This window comes from Nonomuraea mesophila, assembly GCF_004352805.1.
GTDB classification, from domain to species: Bacteria; Actinomycetota; Actinomycetes; order Streptosporangiales; family Streptosporangiaceae; genus Nonomuraea; species Nonomuraea longispora.
On sequence record NZ_SMLD01000047.1, the window covers coordinates 26,325 to 42,210 of the forward strand.

The following is a 15,886-nucleotide window of genomic DNA, read 5'->3' on the forward strand; positions in this document are numbered from 1 at the left end:
CGTCGCTCCCGGCCGGCTCTTGACCGGCCGGGAGGTCGGGACGTTCACTTCGCGAGCAACGACCGCAGAACGTACTGCATGATGCCGCCGTGCCGGTAGTAGTCGGCCTCGCCCGGCGTGTCGATGCGCACCACCGCGTCGAACTCGACGTCGCCGGCCTTGACGTGCACCGTGCGCGGGATGCCGCCCTTGTTGAGCTCCTCGACGCCCGTGATGTCGAACGTCTCCTCCCCCGTCAGGCCGAGGCTCTCCACCGAGGCGCCCTCGGGGAACTGCAGCGGGAGCACGCCCATGCCGATCAGGTTGGAGCGGTGGATGCGCTCGTACGACTCGGCGATGACCGCGCGGACGCCCAGCAGCGCCGTGCCCTTGGCCGCCCAGTCGCGCGAGGAGCCGGAGCCGTATTCCTTGCCCGCCAGCACCACCAGCGGCGTTCCCTGGGCCGCGTAGTTGACCGAGGCGTCGTAGATGAACGACACCGGGCCGTCGGGCTGGGTGAAGTCACGGGTGTAGCCGCCCTCGGTGCCGGGGGCGATCTGGTTGCGCAGGCGGATGTTGGCGAACGTGCCCCTGATCATCACCTCGTGGTTGCCACGACGCGAGCCGTAGGAGTTGAAGTCCTTCACCTCGACCCCGTGGGACTTCAGGTATTGCGCGGCCGGCGTACCCACCTTGATGGAGCCGGCAGGCGAGATGTGGTCGGTGGTGACCGAGTCGCCGACCTTGACCAGTACGCGGGCGCCGGTGATGTCCGACACCGGCTCCGGCTTCTCCGGCATGCCGTCGAAGTAGGGGGCCTTGCGGACGTAGGTCGAGTCAGGGTCCCACTCGAAGGTGTCGCCGGTCGGGATCGGCAGCGAGCGCCAGTGGTCGTCGCCCTTGAAGACGTCGGCGTAGTCGCGCTCGAACATGTCGCGCCCGATCGAGGAGTTGACCACGGCCGCGATCTCGTCCGGCGCGGGCCAGATGTCGCGCAGGTAGACCGGCTCGCCGTCGCTGCCGAGGCCGAGCGGCTCGGTCTCGAGGTCGAGGTCCATGGTCCCGGCCAGCGCGTACGCCACCACCAGCGGCGGCGAGGCCAGGTAGTTCATCTTGACGTCGGGGTTGATGCGGCCCTCGAAGTTGCGGTTGCCCGACAACACGGCGGTGACGGCCAGGTCGTTGGCCTGCACGGCCTCCGAGATCTCCGGCAGCAGCGGGCCCGAGTTGCCGATGCAGGTGGTGCAGCCGTAGCCGACGAGGTTGAAACCGATCTTGTCGAGGTACGGCTGGAGCCCCGAACGTTCGAAGTAGCCGGTGACGACCTGCGACCCGGGGGCCAGCGAGGTCTTGACCCACGGCTTGCGGGTCAGGCCCTTCTCCACCGCGTTGCGGGCCAGCAGCGCCGCGCCGAGCATGACGTACGGGTTGGAGGTGTTGGTGCACGAGGTGATCGCGGCGATCGAGACGATGCCGTGGTCGATCTCGAACGAGGTGCCGTCGGCCAGCGTGACCGGCACCGGCTTGTGCGGCCGGCCGCCGTTGGCCGTGGAGTTGGAGGCCGGCGAGTCGGAGGCCGGGAAGGACTCCTTGGACGCCTCGTCGACGCCGTCCTCCACGTAGTTCTCGACGTCGTGACGCCAGGTCTCCTTGGCGGCCGACAGGGCGATGCGGTCCTGCGGGCGCTTGGGGCCGGCGATGGACGGCACGACCGTGGCGAGGTCGAGCTCGATGTACTCGGAGAAGACGGGCTCGGGCGCGGACGGGTCGAGCCAGAGACCCTGCGCCTTGGCGTACGCCTCGACAAGAGCGATCTGCTCCTCGGAGCGCCCGGTCAGGCGGAGGTAGTCGACGGTCTGGCCGTCGATCGGGAAGATCGCGCATGTGGAGCCGAACTCGGGGCTCATGTTGCCGATCGTGGCCCGGTCGGCCAGCGGCACCGACGCGACGCCCTCGCCGTAGAACTCGACGAACTTGCCGACCACGCCGTGCTTGCGCAGGATCTCGGTGATCGTCAGGACCAGGTCGGTGGCCGTCGCGCCGGCGGGCAGCTTGCCGCTGAGCTTGAAGCCGACCACCCGTGGGATGAGCATCGAGATCGGCTGGCCGAGCATCGCGGCCTCGGCCTCGATGCCGCCCACGCCCCAGCCGAGGACGCCGATGCCGTTCTCCATCGTGGTGTGGGAGTCGGTGCCGACGCACGTGTCGGGGTAGGCCTTGCCGTCGCGGGTCATGACCACGCGGGCCAGGTGCTCGATGTTGACCTGGTGGACGATGCCGGTGCCGGGCGGCACCACCTTGAACTCGTCGAAGGCCGTCTGGCCCCAGCGCAGGAACTGGTAACGCTCGTGGTTGCGCTGGTATTCGCGCTCGACGTTGCGCTGGAAGGCGTCGGGATGGCCGAAGTAGTCGACGATGACCGAGTGGTCGATGACCATCTCGGCGGGCGCGAGCGGGTTGATCCTGGCCGGGTCGCCGCCGAGGTCGCCTACGGCCTCGCGCATCGTGGCCAGGTCGACCACGCACGGCACGCCCGTGAAGTCCTGCATGATGACGCGCGCGGGCGTGAACTGGATCTCCACGCTCGGCGCCGCCTTCGGGTCCCATCCTCCGAGCGCGCGGATGTGGTCGGCGGTGATGTTGGCGCCGTCCTCGGTGCGGAGGAGGTTTTCCAGCAGGATCTTCAGGCTGTACGGGAGGCGTGCGGCGCCCTCGACGGCGTCCAGCCGGAAGATCTCGTATGACGCGTCGCCGACGCGTAGCGTGTCACGGCTGCCGAAGCTGTTCGCGGACACGGTGGTTCGCCTCCTCCATCAGACATCTTTCAGGCTTGCGGGTGGCTCCCCGCTCCTCACTCACGTCGCGGAACCCCACCAGGGTCGGGTCTCCACTCCGCTCGCTGCGTCGGGTTCACTCGCACTCATGGGTCGTTCACCCTCCTCACTCACGTCGCGGAACCCCTCCTGCGTCGGGTCTCCACTCCGCTCGCTGCGTCGGGTTCACTCGCACTCATGGGTCGTTCACCCTCCTCACTCACTTCGCGGAACCCCTCCTGCGTCGGGTCTCCACTCCGCTCGCTGCGTCGGGTTCACTCCCCAAATCCTGCCGCACGCGCGGACAAGTAAGCACGTTAGGTACGCCTAAGTCGCGACTGCGCGGCAGGTGTCTCGATATCAAGATATCTGGAAAAGTATCTCGACATCAAGTTAAACGGGTACGAGACGCCAGTACAGCAGCCCGATGATGGCCACGGACAGGACCGGCGCGAGGATCTTCTGCTCGAACTTCCTGCCCGTCTTGATGCCGATCTTCCAGGGCAGGACGAACTTCGCCCCGAGCGGCCACAGAACGGGGCACCCGCGTTCGGTCATGCAGTCGCCGACGACGTGGGTGAAGCTTCCGACCGCCACGGCCAGCCCGAGCCAGGCGTACCCCACCTCGAGGGAGAGGAAGACGGCGTAGAGCCCGGCGGTCATGCCGATGTTGATCATGATCGAGCCGAGCTTGTTGCCGGGGATGCCGACGCCGATGGCGCGCAACGCCAGGCCGATGAGCAGCACGACCATGATGTCGCGCCCGATCGGATAGGTGTTGGCCAGCCAGTGGGCCCCGAGCCCGATGGCCACGGCGAACAGGAGCGAGTGGGTGGCGCCGCGGTGGCCGCCGCCGATCCAGGACACGAACTTGCTGAGCGCCCATGTCAGCGGCCCGAACGTCTGAGCGATCGTCGCACTCGGATGGTCGAGGTCGGGCAGCATCGCGGCGCCCGCACAGATGATGGCGCCGGCGATCAACTCGGCGGGACTGAGCGCGGTGGCCATGATCCCGGTCTCCACGAACCGGGTGGACTCGTTCAGCAGCGGCAGCGCCGCAAGGGGCGGCGCCAGCCCCAGCCAGGCGATGGCCCCGGTCATCGCGTGCGTGTGCCCCATCATGATCCGGACTGTACGGCAAAGACCTTCTTTACGCGGCGAGGCATGCCGTGCATCCCGGGCACCAGGGCGACGACCCGAGAGGAAAGTGCCCGCGAACGCAGACGAGGTCGTCTCCGCGGCGACAGCACCCCCCAGCCCTGCCGACGCGGAACGACCTCGTCTGCTCTGAACAACGTGCGCCTCCCCCGAACTGTTCCCAGATTCCGCAACTTTTTCGTGATGTGGCTCACACCTTTTCGTGACTTGCGGAACGTCATTTCATCGATATATCTTTGACCCATCGAGAACAGATCGCGATATAGGGGGAAAAATGAGTTCAGCACAAGCAGCGGGAGGCCCCTGGCCGGGCGCGCACGAATACAAGCGCGCCGCCCGCGAGGCCTTCAGGGCCATGAGCGACGCCTTCGAGCAGATGGGCGGCCACCACCATCACCGCGGCGGCCCGCACGAGCACCGCCACCGCGGCAGGAGGGGTGGCCCCGGATTCCCGTTCGACTTCGGGCGCGGCCCGTGGAGCGGCCCCGGCGGCTTCGGCGGCCCGTGGAGCGGCGGGCACCGCGGCAGGGGTCGCAAGGCGAAGCGGGGCGACGTGCGCGCCGCGATCCTGGCCCTGCTCTCCGAGGAGCCGCGCAACGGCTACCAGATCATCCAGGAGATCGCCGAGCGCAGCGAGGGCGGCTGGAAGCCCAGCCCCGGCGCCGTCTACCCGGCGTTGCAGCAGCTCACCGACGAGGGCCTGGTGATCTCGGAGGAGCACGAGGGCCGCAAGGCCTACCGCCTCACCGAGCAGGGCAGCGCGTACGTCGAGACGCACGCCGACGAGGTCAGGGCCCCCTGGGACGAGATGCGCCCCGACATCGACGACAACACCGCCGACCTCTGGCACATCGCGCGGCAGTCGGCGTTCGCCATGATGCAGATCCTGCAGACCGGCAACGACGCACAGATCCGCGAAGCGCGTAAGACTCTGGTGGAGACCCGGCGCAAGCTCTACCACGTCCTCGCCGACGACGAGCCGGGCGAGGAATGACCACACGGACGGCCGGCGCACGCGATGGCCGGTCCGGAGACAGCGAGGAGCCGCACATGGACCGCAACGATCTGCGCATCGGCGACGCCGAGCGCGAGCAGACGATGGCCGCCCTGCGTGAGCACTTCGCCGAGGGCCGCCTGACCCACGAGGAGCTCGACGAGCGCATCGACCGGACGCTGGCCGCGAAAACGGCCCGCGACCTGGCGAGCATCACGGCCGACCTCCCCGGGCACGACCATCACGCGCCGACGCCGCAGCCCGGCATGGACGACTGGCGGGCGGTGATGCACGCGCACCGCCGGCAGATGCAGCAGATGCGCCACGCGCACCGCGACCTGCACCGCGACCTGCACCGCGACATGCACCGCGACATGCACTGGGGCCGGCCCCACCAGCACTCATGGCGGCGCCACCGCGGTCCGCACCCGATCGTGCCCCTGCTGTTCGTGGCCATGATGGCGGGGCTGTTCTTCGGCGGGTTCGGCATCTTCAAGGTGCTGCTCGTGGTGTGGGTCGTCGCCGTGGTCGTCAGCATGGCCCGCCGCCGGTTCCACCACCGCCGCTGATCGCCCCGCAGCCAAGACCATAGCCCCCGCCCGACGGCTCGTTGACAAACGGAACACCGATCCGTATCTTTTCGGAACAACGATCCGTTTATCGCGTGGCCTGCCGCGACGTGTTCACCCCGTGCGCGGCGGCCGCGGCCCTCAGACGGGAGTCATCATGATCTTGGTAACCGGCGGTCTCGGATTCATCGGCTCGCACACCGTCCAGGCGCTCTCCGACATGGGCCAGGAAAGCGTGCTGGTCCAGCGGAGCGCGACCGAGCCGCCCGCCTACCTCGCCGGCGCGAAGGTGGCGGTGGAGCAGGCCGACATCACCGACCTGCGCACCCTGCTCGACGTCGGCGAACGCCACGAGGTCACCGGCATCGTGCACCTCGCCGGATCCATGCCCTGGCCGCCCGATCCCGGCCGGCCCGTCGAAGCCACCCGCAAGGCGCTCGGCGGCCTGCTCAACGTCATGCAGGCCGCCCGGGACTGGGGGGTGCGGCGCGTGGGTGTCGCGAGCACGATCGGCGTCTACTCCGGCCTGGCGGACGAGGGCGCGCTCCATGAGGACCTGCCCCTGCCCATGACGTCGTTCCACGCCATCCCGACCTTCAAGAAGATCGGCGAGCTGCTCGGCGAGCACCTGGCCGACGCCACCGGCCTCGAGGTCGTCAACTACCGCATCTCGGCCACCTGGGGACCGCGCGACCCCCACGGGGCGCTGTTCTTCGCGGCACCCGAACTCGTTCACGCCGCCGTTCGCGGGACCGAGCCCGACCTGTCGGCTCTGCCCGCGCCGGCGCACGCGGAGGACGCGATCGACCTGTGCTACGTGAAGGACACGGCCCGCGCCATCGCGCTCCTCCAGCTCGCCGACCGGCTGAACCACCGCACCTACAACGTCGCGTCCGGGCGCGCGACGTCCAACGCCGAGGTCATCGCCGCGATCAGGAAGGTCGTCCCCGGCGCCGAGGTAGGTCTGCCCACCGGCGGAACCGGCGGGCAGACCTACCTCGACATCACCCGTCTGCGGCAGGACACCGGCTTCCGGCCCGGCTACGACGTCGAGCGCGCCGCCGCCGACTACATCACCTGGCTGCGCGCCGGCAACGAGCGCTGAGCCCGGCCCGCGGGCGCGCGCTCGTTGACGCAGCGCAGCACGGGGAAGCGGGTCAGCGCGCCGGTGTCCAGCTCCCGGTCCGTGGTGACGTGGAAGACCGCCCTCTCCCCCGGCAGCAGCGTGACGAGCTGGTCGTCCACGGCCGCGCCCGGGTCGAGCCGATCGGGGAAGAGCGCCAGCTCGCGCAGCACGCTGCCGGCGGTGACCGTCACCCGGTAACCCCCGGGCACCCGTTCCGCGCGGGCGTCGTAGACGGCCTCGGGGAAGGCCATGGCGGTGTCCTCGGCGTAGCAGTGGGTGGTGCGGACCGTGCCCGGCTCGGCGTCCAGCTCGGCCGTGAGCAACTCGCCCGCCGGGTCGTCAGGGGTCGCGACGGAGCCGGGCAAGGCCACCCTGAGCACCGACCTCGGCGCCGCCCGGACCGCCACGACCTCCTTGGCCAGCGGCTCGCCGGTCAGCCGCCGCCGTACGAAGCGCAGATCTCCCGACCACGGCTCGCCGCTGTCGTTCACCACGGCCAGCGCGCCGTCCTGGACGCTGAGCAGCCGGTCGGCGTAGGCGCGGCGCAGCGCATACCAGAGCGGTTTGAGCCGTCCGTCGCCGTCGACCGCCGACCAGGACGTGACCGGCCAGCAGTCGTTGAGCTGCCAGACGATCGTCCCCATGCAGTACGGCATGAGGGCACGGAAGCGCTCGATCCCGAACGCCATGGCCCGCGCCTGGTTGAGCTGGGTCAGGTAGTGCCAGTCGTCGAACGTCTCCGGCGCCGGCAGGTGCTCGCCCAGCCCGCGCAGCAGCTTGGCGTGCCCGTCGACGGCCTTCTGGTGGGAGGAGCCGGGCGTCAGCGGCTCGTCGGAGGAGGCACGGCGCACGGTCGCGTACGCCGGCGGCCCCTGGAAGCCGAACTCGGCCACGAACCGGGGCCGGTAGGCGGCGTAGCGGGTGTAGTCCTCGCGGTTCCACACGTCCCAGATATGGACCGTACCGGCGGACGGGTCGTTCGGGGGCAGGCCGGGCGCGCCGGAGTAGGGGCTGCCCGGCCAGTACGGGCGGGTGGGGTCGAGCTCGGCCACGATCGACGGCAGCAGGTCGTGGTAGAACCCCGCGCCCCAGCTCCGGCCCTCCAGCCGCTCCCGCCAGCCCCAGTCGGCGTGACCCTCCAGGTTCTCGTTGTTGCCGCACCACAGCACGAGGCTCGGGTGCGGGGCCAGCCTGGCGACGTTCTGCCTGGCCTCCGCCTCGACCTCGGAGCGGAAGGGCTCCTCCTCCGGGTAGGCGGCGCAGGCGAACGGGAAGTCCTGCCAGACGAGCAGGCCCAGCTCGTCGGCCAGGTCGTAGAAGGCGTCGCTCTCGTACCGGCCGCCGCCCCAGACGCGCAGCAGGTTGACCCCGGCGGCGATGGCCTGGCCGAACCGCTCGGCCAGCCGCTCCCGGGTGATCCGGGGGGCGAAGCAGTCGTCGGGGATCCAGTTGACGCCCCTGACGAAGACCGGCACCCCGTTCACCCGGACCCTGAACGCCTCCCGGTCCAGCTCGACCGAGCGGAAGCCGATCCGCCCGCGCCACTCCTGCCGGCCGAGGCGTACGGTCAGGTCGTGGAGGGGCTGGCCGCCGTACCCCCGGGGCCACCACGGCTCCGGGTCGGGCACCCGCAGCGCCAGCACGGCCGCGCGCCCGTCGACCTGCTGCCCGGCGCGCACCCCCGCGACCTCGGCGGTCACGGTGACCGGCTCCTCGGTGACCCGCTCGACCCGTACGTGCACCTCCACCCGGCCGTCGGCGTGCGCGATCGGCCGCACCTCGGCCAGGCGGGCGCCGCTCCAGCTCTCCAACCCGATCGGGCGGCTGATCCCGGCGGTGACCACGGTCGGCCCCCAGTCCCAGCCGAAGTTGCAGGCGGTCTTCCTGACGAACATGTACGGCTCCGCGTACGAGGCGGGCCGCTCGCCGAGCGCCGCCCTGCGTTCCCCGGCGTAGTCGTAGGCCGAGTCGAAGCGCACGGTGAGGGTGTTGCCGCCCTCGCGCAGCAGGTGGCGTACCGGGAAGCGGTAGGAGCGGTGCTCGTTGGCCGTGGCCGCGAGCCGCACCCCGTTGAGCTCGACGGTGGCGACCGTGTCGAGGCCCTCGCACACCAGGTCGGTGCGCTCGTGCTCGTCCGGCGACCAGGCGAAGGAGGTCCGGTAGACCCAGGCGGTGCGCCCGATCCAGGCCAGCCGTTCCTCGTTGTCGCCGAGGTAGGGGTCGTCGATGAGAGCGGCGGCGAGCAGGTCGGTGTGCACACACCCGGGCACGGTCGCGGGCACGCTGCCCGTGGTGACAGGGGCGGGCACGTCCGCCGGTCCCCCCGGGACGGCCGACAGGAACCAGCCGTCGTGCAGCGGACGGTACGAACTCACAGGCAACTCCTAGGGGCAGGTGTCCAGCCGGGCGCACGCCACGAAGTGCCCCGGCTCGGCCTCGATCAGGGCGCCGGTGGCCCCGCGCTCGTGGTAGACGCAGGAGTCCACCGGCGTGGCGTCGTCCCACGCCTGGTTGAGGCGCGGCACGGCCGACAGCAGCTCGCGCGTGTACGGGTGCAGCGGGTCGCCGAAGACGCCGCCGGTCAGCCCCATCTCCACGATGCTCCCCCGGCGCAGCACCATGGTGCGCTCGGCGAGGTAGGTGCCGAGCGACAGGTCGTGCGTGATGTAGAGCACGCCCAGCCCTCGGGTCTTCAGCTCGGCCAGCAGGTTGAGCACGTCGATGCGGGTGGAGGCGTCGAGCATGCTGGTGATCTCGTCGGCGACCAGCAGCTTGATGTCCAGCAGCAGCGCGCGGGCGATGAGCAGGCGCTGCAGCTGGCCGCCGCTCAGCTGGTGGGGGTATCTGCCGAGGACCTGGCCGGGGTTGAGCCGCACGTCGCGCAGCGCCGCCTCGACCCGCTCCTCCCACTCGGCCTGGGGGACGGCCGGGTAGTACGTCTCCTTGATCATGCCGTAGACGCGGTCGGCCTTGAACACCGGGTTGAACGAGCTGAACGGGTCCTGGAAGATGCCCTGGATGTGGCGGTAGTACTCCTTGTCCGCCCGTACGGGCCGCCCGTCGAAGGTGATCGAGCCGCGGGTGACCGGGTTCAGCCCGAGGATCATCCGGCCGATCGTGCTCTTGCCGCTGCCGCTCTCCCCGATCAGCGACACGACCTCGCCGGGGGCGACCTCGAAGCTCACCTCCCGTACGGCCGTGACGCTCTTGCCGCCGAAGGCGCCGATCCTGAATTCCTTGGTGACGTCGTCGAGTCTGAGCATCAGGCCTTCCAGCATGCGACGTGGTGGTCGGGGGCGAGCTCGGCCACCGGCGGGTCCTGCGCGCACTCGTCCCCCGCGATCGGGCAGCGGGCGCGGAAGCGGCAGCCGGCCGGCGGGTCGAGCAGCGAGGGCGGGCTCCCGGGGATGCCCTCCAGCCTGCGGTCGGCGTGCCGCACGCCGACCTCGGGCAGGGAGTCGAGCAGCATTTTCGTGTACGGGTGGCGGGGCGCCTTGACGATCGCGTCGGCCGGCGCCTTCTCGGTGAGCCTGCCGGCGTACATGACCATGATCGTGTCGGCGATGTGGTGGGTGAGCGCGATGTCGTGCGTGACGAAGATCATGCTCTTGACGTAGCCGCTCTCGCGGAAGCCCAGCAGGGCGCGGGCGACGGCCTTCTGCGTGGAGACGTCGAGGGCCGAGGTGACCTCGTCGGCGATCAGCAGCGACGGGTCGAGCAGCGTGGAGATCACCATCACCATGCGCTGCTTCATGCCGCCCGACAGCTCGATCGGGTAGCGGTCGAGCACCTCGCGGGGCAGGCCGACCTGGTCCATCCGGCGCTCCAGCTCGGCGGTGTCGACCTCCGCGCCCCTCGACCTGAGCAGTTCGGTGACCATTCTGCGCAGCTTGCGGGTCGGGTTGAGCGCGCTCATGGCGTACTGCGGGATGAGGGAGACCTCGCGGAAGCGGAAGTCGTTCATCGCGCGGTCGTCGCCGATCGGCAGTTCCCGGCCGTCGAGCACGACCATGCCGCCGACGTGGCGCATGCGGCCGTCCATGCGGATGAGGCTCTTGCCCAGCGTGCTCTTGCCGCAGCCGGACTCGCCGACCAGGCCGAGGATCTCGCCGTCGCCGAGCTCGAAGGTCATGCCGTCGAGCGCGCGCACCTCGCCCTTGAGCGTCTTGTAGTACACCTTCAGCTCGCTGACCTGCAGACTCATGTCTCCCTCAGTTTCGGGTTGAAGACCTCGTCGAGCCCGACGTTGGCGACGTAGAGGGCGCCGACGATCGCCGTGATGCCGGCTCCCGGCGGCACGAACCACCACCACATGCCGAGCTGGAGCGCGCTCCACTGGTTGGCGTTCTGCAACATCAGGCCCAGCGAGACGCCCTCGGTCGGGCCGAGGCCGATGAAGTCGAGCGAGGAGGCGATGAGGATCGCGCCGCCGAACAGCAGGATGAATGTCATGAACAGGTAGGAGCTCATGTTGGGCGCGATCTCCCTGGAGACGATGCGCCAGGTGCCCGCTCCGCTCATGCGCGCCAGGTCCACGAACTCGCGGGTGCGCAGCGAGAACGTCTGCGCCCTGATCGCCCGCGCCGCCCACGGCCACTGCGTCAGGCCGATGAACAGGCCCTGCACGGCCACGCTCCGGATGCCCAGGTAGGCGTTGATGATCAGCAGCACGGCCAGCGTGGGGATGACGAGGATGACGTTCGTCAGCATGTTGAGCACCTCGTCGACGGCGCCGCCCCGGTAGCCGGCCACGAATCCCACGAGCATGCCGATGACCGCCGCGATGCCACCGCCGATGACGCCCACGAGGAAGGTGGCACGCAGGCCGTGCACGAACTGCAGGAAGATGTCCTGGCCGAACGTGGTGGTGCCGAGCCAGTGCTCGGCCGACGGCGGGCTCATGGGGCGGGTGCCGTAGTCGTTGGGTGCGCCGCCCACCAGCCACGGCCCCACCATGCCCAGCACGAGCAGGACGACCACGATGGCGAACCCGGTCATCAGCTTGGCGTTGCGCACGGCGAAGTGCAGCGCCTCGCGGCGCACCCCCTCGCGCTCGCGCGGCGCGGTTTCCTGAAGTGCCGTCATGCCTGCGCACCCGCCATTCCCGCCCTGGTCCGCGGATCGACCACGACATAGACGATGTCGATGATGAAGTTGGCGATCAGCACGCCCAGCACGATGAACAGGAACGTGCCCTGGAGCAGGAAGAAGTCCTGGTTCTGGATCGCCTTGAGAATCAGGCTGCCGAGCCCCGGGTAGGCGAAGACGATCTCGGTGACGAGGGCTCCCGCCACGAGCACGCCCAGTTGCAGGGCCAGGCCGGTGATCTGGGGCAGGACGGCGTTGCGGAAGGCGTACCTGCGGATGAGCCGGGCGGGCGCGCCGAGCGCCGACAGGTAGTTGGAGTAGTCGGACTCCAGCTCATAGATGATCATGTTGCGCATGCCGATGGCCCAGCCGCCCAGCGCCACCAGGAACAGCGACAGGAACGGCAGGGTCCAGTGGTGCAGCAGGTCCAGCACGAACGTCCACGACCAGTTGGGCCGCATCGAGAAGCTGTAGCCGCCGGCGACCGGGAAGAGGCCGGCGATCACGCCGAGCGCCCAGGCCAGCAGCACCGCCAGCCACATGTACGGCATGGCCGTCAGCACGTAGCCGACGGGCAGCACGGTGTTGTCGAGCAGCTTGCGCCGGGCGGCGTAGGCGCCGAACCGGTTGCCCACGACCCAGCTGAGCAGCACCGACGGGACGATCAGACCCAGCGTGTACGGCACCGCCCCGTTGATCACGGTGCTGACCGGTGTCGGGAACAACCAGATGCTGATCCCGAAGTCGCCCTGGAACATGGCGCCCCAGAAGTTCACGTACTGCTGCCAGAGCGGCTGGTCGAAGCCGAACAGGTCGTTGTAGTAGGCCCGCATCGCCTCGACGGCCTCGGGCTGGGCGACGTTCGCCCGCGCCACCATGCTCGCCACCGGGTCACCCGGCATGAAGCGCGGGATCAGCCAGTTGACCGTGACGGCGACGAAGAAGGTCAATCCGTAGATGAGCAGTTTCCTGCTGAAGTAACGGCGCACGCGTGTTCTCCGGGAGGGCCCTCCGCCCCTGGCGGAGCGTGCCGCGAGCGGGGCGGAGGGGCGGACGGGCAGAGGTCAGGAGCCGGCGGGCTGGAGCTGGGTGAGCGTCTCGAAGCCGCCCAGCTCGAACCAGTTACGCCACATGACGGCGCCGGTCTTGGGTGCGCTGCCCTCCGCGGACGGCCAGTTCTTCCACACGCTGGTGCTGTGCTGCGCCCACAGGCCGTTGTACCAGAGCGGGATGATCGGCATGTCGTCGAAGTGGATCTGCTGGAGCTGCGAGATGATCTTCTGCATGCCGGCGGTGTCGTCGGTCTTGACCTGGTCGAGCTGCTGCACGAGGTCCCAGGCCTTCTCGTTCTCGTAGCGGGCGAAGTTGACCGTGTTCTGCTGCTTCCTGACCGGCAGCTGGAACATGTACTCGTAGTAGGTGTACGGCGAGTTGGACAGCTGGCGCTCGTTGTTGATGAGCAGGTCGAAGTCGCCCGCGGTGCGCTTCTCCACCAGGGCGTTGAAGTCGGGGAAGTCGGGCGTGATCTGGATGCCGGCGGCCTTGGCGCTGGCCGCGATCGACCGGGCCGACTCCATCCAGTCGGTCCAGCCCGACGGCACGATGAGCGTCAGGCTGATCTTGGAGCCGTCCTTGTTCTCCACGAATCCGTCGCCGTCGCCGTCCTTGTAGCCGGCGTCGGCCAGCAGCTTCTTGGCCTTGCCCGTGTCGAAGGTGAAGCCGGAGGAGGAGACCACGTTCTGGTCCACGTACGTGTCCCACTGCGGGAGCAGGCCGGTCGGGCTCGACGCCTTGACGAGGTTGCCGTACACGCTTTCCACGATCTTCTTGACGTCGATCGACGAGGCCAGCGCCTTGCGGAAGGCGGGGTCGTCCATCGGCTTCTTCGTGGTGTTGGGCACCAGCCAGGCGGTGTTGGCCGACAACATGTACGGGGGCTCTTTGTAGTAGGTGGTCAGGCCGAAGTTGCCCTGCACCAGGTTGGCCACGCCGGGCAGGAAGTTGTTGCTGAGATCGAGGCCCTTCTGCAGCAGCATGCCCATCGCGACCTCGTTGCTGGGCGTGGCGATGTCCACGATGTAGCGGGGCTTGGGGTCCAGGTTGAGTGCCGCCTTGCCCCACCAGTCGTCACGCCGCTGCAGGACCACGCGGTCCTGGTCCTTGCTCATGAACGTGTACGCACCCGTCGCGACCGGGTTGTCGTTGGTGCCGTCGAGCACCTCCTTCTCCGAGCGGTCCTTCCAGACGTGCTCGGGGACCATCGCCCGGCTGTAGAGCATGTAGTCCCACTCCTGGTAGTTCGCCTTGGAGAAGGTGAACGTCACCGTCCGGTCGCCGGTCGCCTTGACGCTCTCCAGCCAGTTCCAGAGGTTGTGGAAGGGGATCGTCTCCATCTTGCCGAGCTCGAAGGTGTAGACGACGTCCTTGGCGCTGAACGGCTGGCCGTCGGACCACTTGACGCCCTGGCGGAGCTTGAGCTCGTAGGTGGTGTCGTCGGTCCAGGAGCCGCTCTCGGCCAGCCACGGGACGAGCTTGGCCGCGTTGGTGTCGTAGTGGAACAGCGTCTCGTACACCAGGCCCTTGGTGCCCACGGCGGAGTCCCACTCCCGGATGGGGTTGTAGTTCAGCGGCGGACCCCACTGGGTGCCGGTCGTGTACAGGGTCTCGTTGCGCGGTAGCTGGTCGGGGTCGGCGCTGGCCGCGCCGGCCTGGCCCTGCGGCTGTGTCGCCGGGGCGTTCGGCGTGGATCCGCCGCCGGTGCAGGCCGTGGCCAGCAGGCCCGCCGCCACGAGCGGGATGAGGATCCGAGCCCGGATTCGCATCGCTTCTCTCCTTCCTCCGCGCTCAGGCGCGAAGGTTCGCACATCTGCTGGACACCCCGATGAGCCGGACGACTTTTGGGAGCGCTCTCATGGGCAAGGCGAGCGCGCTTCCGCCCGTCGGCCGGTGAGCGATCGCTTCTTCGTGAGTCGCAGGCCGCCGAACGGCTCGCTGAACCGGATAAGTACGGCGAACGTAAATTCCTGGTGACGGGGACGTCAAGGTCCGTGACGGTTTCGAGACGTGCTCCCGGAGCCGCTTTCTCCGCGGAGCCGTACGTGGCCAGGGACGATGCCGCCGCACCGGCGGTCATGGCCTAACCGGTTCAACCGGCGGCCAGGCCGGGCACGCCTCCCCATGGGCTCCGTGATCGCCACCGACGCCCCTGGAGTCACCGTGGTTTACCTGCATTTATCGCGATTCGATGACAAATCGGTCGCTTTCCCGACAGAATGCGATCCCATCCAGCGTCTATCGCAACTGGAGGCACACCCTTATGCGTAGACCCCTTGGGGCACTCGCCGGTCTCGTGACCGTGGCGGCGCTGGGCGCGCCGCTCGGCACGGCGCAGGCCGCCACCGCATCCGAGGCCGCGTGCCGGGTGAGCGTGGCCAAGCCCCGGCTCGACAGCGAGGCTGAGAAGATCACGGCGTCCGCCGTGCGCCGCGGATGCTTCGGCCCCGCGCTCCTCCGTATCCGCATCAAGCGCGCCGTGCCGGGCCGGGACCCGGTCGTCAAGAGCGGCGCGACCAGGGACGGCCGCATCACCCTGAAGACCGGCTGCCGGCCGGGCACCTATTACGCGTTCGCCACCGACTACCGCGGCCACACCGTCAAGTCCAAGGCCGCGAAGCTGACGTGCTCCCCCGCCGACGACGCCACCTCCACACCGTCGACACCGCCGACCTCCGGCTCCGTGGGCACGACCGTGGAGAACGAGGTCGTCAAGCTGACCAACGCCGAACGCGCCAAGGGCGGCTGCGAGCCGCTCAAGCACGACAGGAAACTCCGTGCCGCCGCCTTCGGCCACTCCTCCGACATGGCCGAGCAGGGCAAGATGGCGCACAAGCTCCCCGGCCGCCCCGACCTGCAGCAGCGCATCGAGGCCGCGGGCCTGAGCGGGTTCCGTGCGTGGGGCGAGAACGTCGCCTGGGGCCAGCCCTCCGCCGCGTCCGTGGTGCGGGCCTGGATGAACAGCTCCGGCCACCGGGCCAACATCATGAACTGCCGGTACACCCTCATCGGGGTCGGCGCGAAGAAGGACGGCCAGGGGCGGATCTACTGGACCCAGGACTTCGTCACGAAGTAACCCCCCGCCGGTGAACACGGTGTGGCCGGG

Annotated in this window: 12 protein-coding genes; 4 read left to right on the forward strand and 8 right to left on the reverse strand. The window is 69.3% G+C overall.

The genetic code is table 11. The annotated features are described in order from the left end of the window. Positions 1 to 44 precede the first annotated feature (44 nt). Both acnA and E1295_RS19440 read right to left on the reverse strand, forming a co-directional pair. Positions 45 to 2,774, reverse strand: coding sequence for an aconitate hydratase AcnA (gene acnA / locus E1295_RS19435; protein ID WP_132631745.1), 2,730 nt, complete (start codon positions 2,772 to 2,774; stop codon positions 45 to 47). 411 nt (positions 2,775 to 3,185) lie between these two features. Further along, positions 3,186 to 3,914 (reverse strand): metal-dependent hydrolase, encoded by a 729-nt coding sequence (locus tag E1295_RS19440; protein WP_132631746.1) that lies wholly within the window; start codon positions 3,912 to 3,914, stop codon positions 3,186 to 3,188. 310 nt (positions 3,915 to 4,224) lie between these two features. Between E1295_RS19440 and E1295_RS19445 the strand changes: the two genes are divergently transcribed. From E1295_RS19445 to E1295_RS19455, 3 genes are all read left to right on the forward strand, one after another. Continuing rightward, positions 4,225 to 4,944: a PadR family transcriptional regulator gene (locus tag E1295_RS19445; protein WP_132631747.1), complete on the forward strand. Its 720-nt coding sequence runs from the start codon at positions 4,225 to 4,227 to the stop codon at positions 4,942 to 4,944. A gap of 56 nt (positions 4,945 to 5,000) precedes the next feature. After that, positions 5,001 to 5,513: a DUF1707 SHOCT-like domain-containing protein gene (locus E1295_RS19450; RefSeq protein ID WP_166427307.1), complete on the forward strand. Its 513-nt coding sequence runs from the start codon at positions 5,001 to 5,003 to the stop codon at positions 5,511 to 5,513. Positions 5,514 to 5,670: 157 nt separating this feature from the next. Beyond that, entirely contained in the window at positions 5,671 to 6,618 is a 948-nt protein-coding gene (locus E1295_RS19455) for an NAD-dependent epimerase/dehydratase family protein (RefSeq protein ID WP_132631749.1), read from the forward strand. Here the strand turns inward: E1295_RS19455 and E1295_RS19460 are convergent. From E1295_RS19460 to E1295_RS19485, 6 genes are all read right to left on the reverse strand, one after another. Then, positions 6,582 to 9,014 (reverse strand): glycoside hydrolase family 2 protein, encoded by a 2,433-nt coding sequence (locus E1295_RS19460; protein WP_132631750.1) that lies wholly within the window; start codon positions 9,012 to 9,014, stop codon positions 6,582 to 6,584. The two genes, E1295_RS19455 and E1295_RS19460, sit on opposite strands and share 37 nt — an antisense overlap. A 9-nt stretch (positions 9,015 to 9,023) precedes the next feature. Next, a complete protein-coding gene (locus E1295_RS19465) occupies positions 9,024 to 9,902 on the reverse strand; it encodes an ABC transporter ATP-binding protein (RefSeq protein WP_132631751.1) in 879 nt (292 codons plus the stop codon). After that, the gene (locus E1295_RS19470) at positions 9,902 to 10,843 is read right to left on the reverse strand and encodes an ABC transporter ATP-binding protein (protein ID WP_132631752.1); all 942 of its coding nucleotides are present in this window, start codon (positions 10,841 to 10,843) and stop codon (positions 9,902 to 9,904) included. Before E1295_RS19470 ends, E1295_RS19465 begins: the two co-directional genes overlap by 1 nt. Continuing rightward, the gene (locus E1295_RS19475; RefSeq protein ID WP_132631753.1) at positions 10,840 to 11,724 is read right to left on the reverse strand and encodes an ABC transporter permease; all 885 of its coding nucleotides are present in this window, start codon (positions 11,722 to 11,724) and stop codon (positions 10,840 to 10,842) included. Before E1295_RS19475 ends, E1295_RS19470 begins: the two co-directional genes overlap by 4 nt. Further along, positions 11,721 to 12,716: an ABC transporter permease gene (locus E1295_RS19480; RefSeq protein WP_132631754.1), complete on the reverse strand. Its 996-nt coding sequence runs from the start codon at positions 12,714 to 12,716 to the stop codon at positions 11,721 to 11,723. The genes E1295_RS19475 and E1295_RS19480 overlap by 4 nt, the downstream gene beginning before the upstream one ends. 75 nt (positions 12,717 to 12,791) lie before the next feature. Next, entirely contained in the window at positions 12,792 to 14,549 is a 1,758-nt protein-coding gene (locus E1295_RS19485) for an ABC transporter substrate-binding protein (protein ID WP_132631755.1), read from the reverse strand. A gap of 494 nt (positions 14,550 to 15,043) precedes the next feature. Here E1295_RS19485 and E1295_RS19490 point away from each other — a divergent pair, with 494 nt between their 5' ends. Further along, the gene (locus E1295_RS19490) at positions 15,044 to 15,856 is read left to right on the forward strand and encodes a CAP domain-containing protein (protein WP_166427308.1); all 813 of its coding nucleotides are present in this window, start codon (positions 15,044 to 15,046) and stop codon (positions 15,854 to 15,856) included. Positions 15,857 to 15,886: the final 30 nt, after the last annotated feature.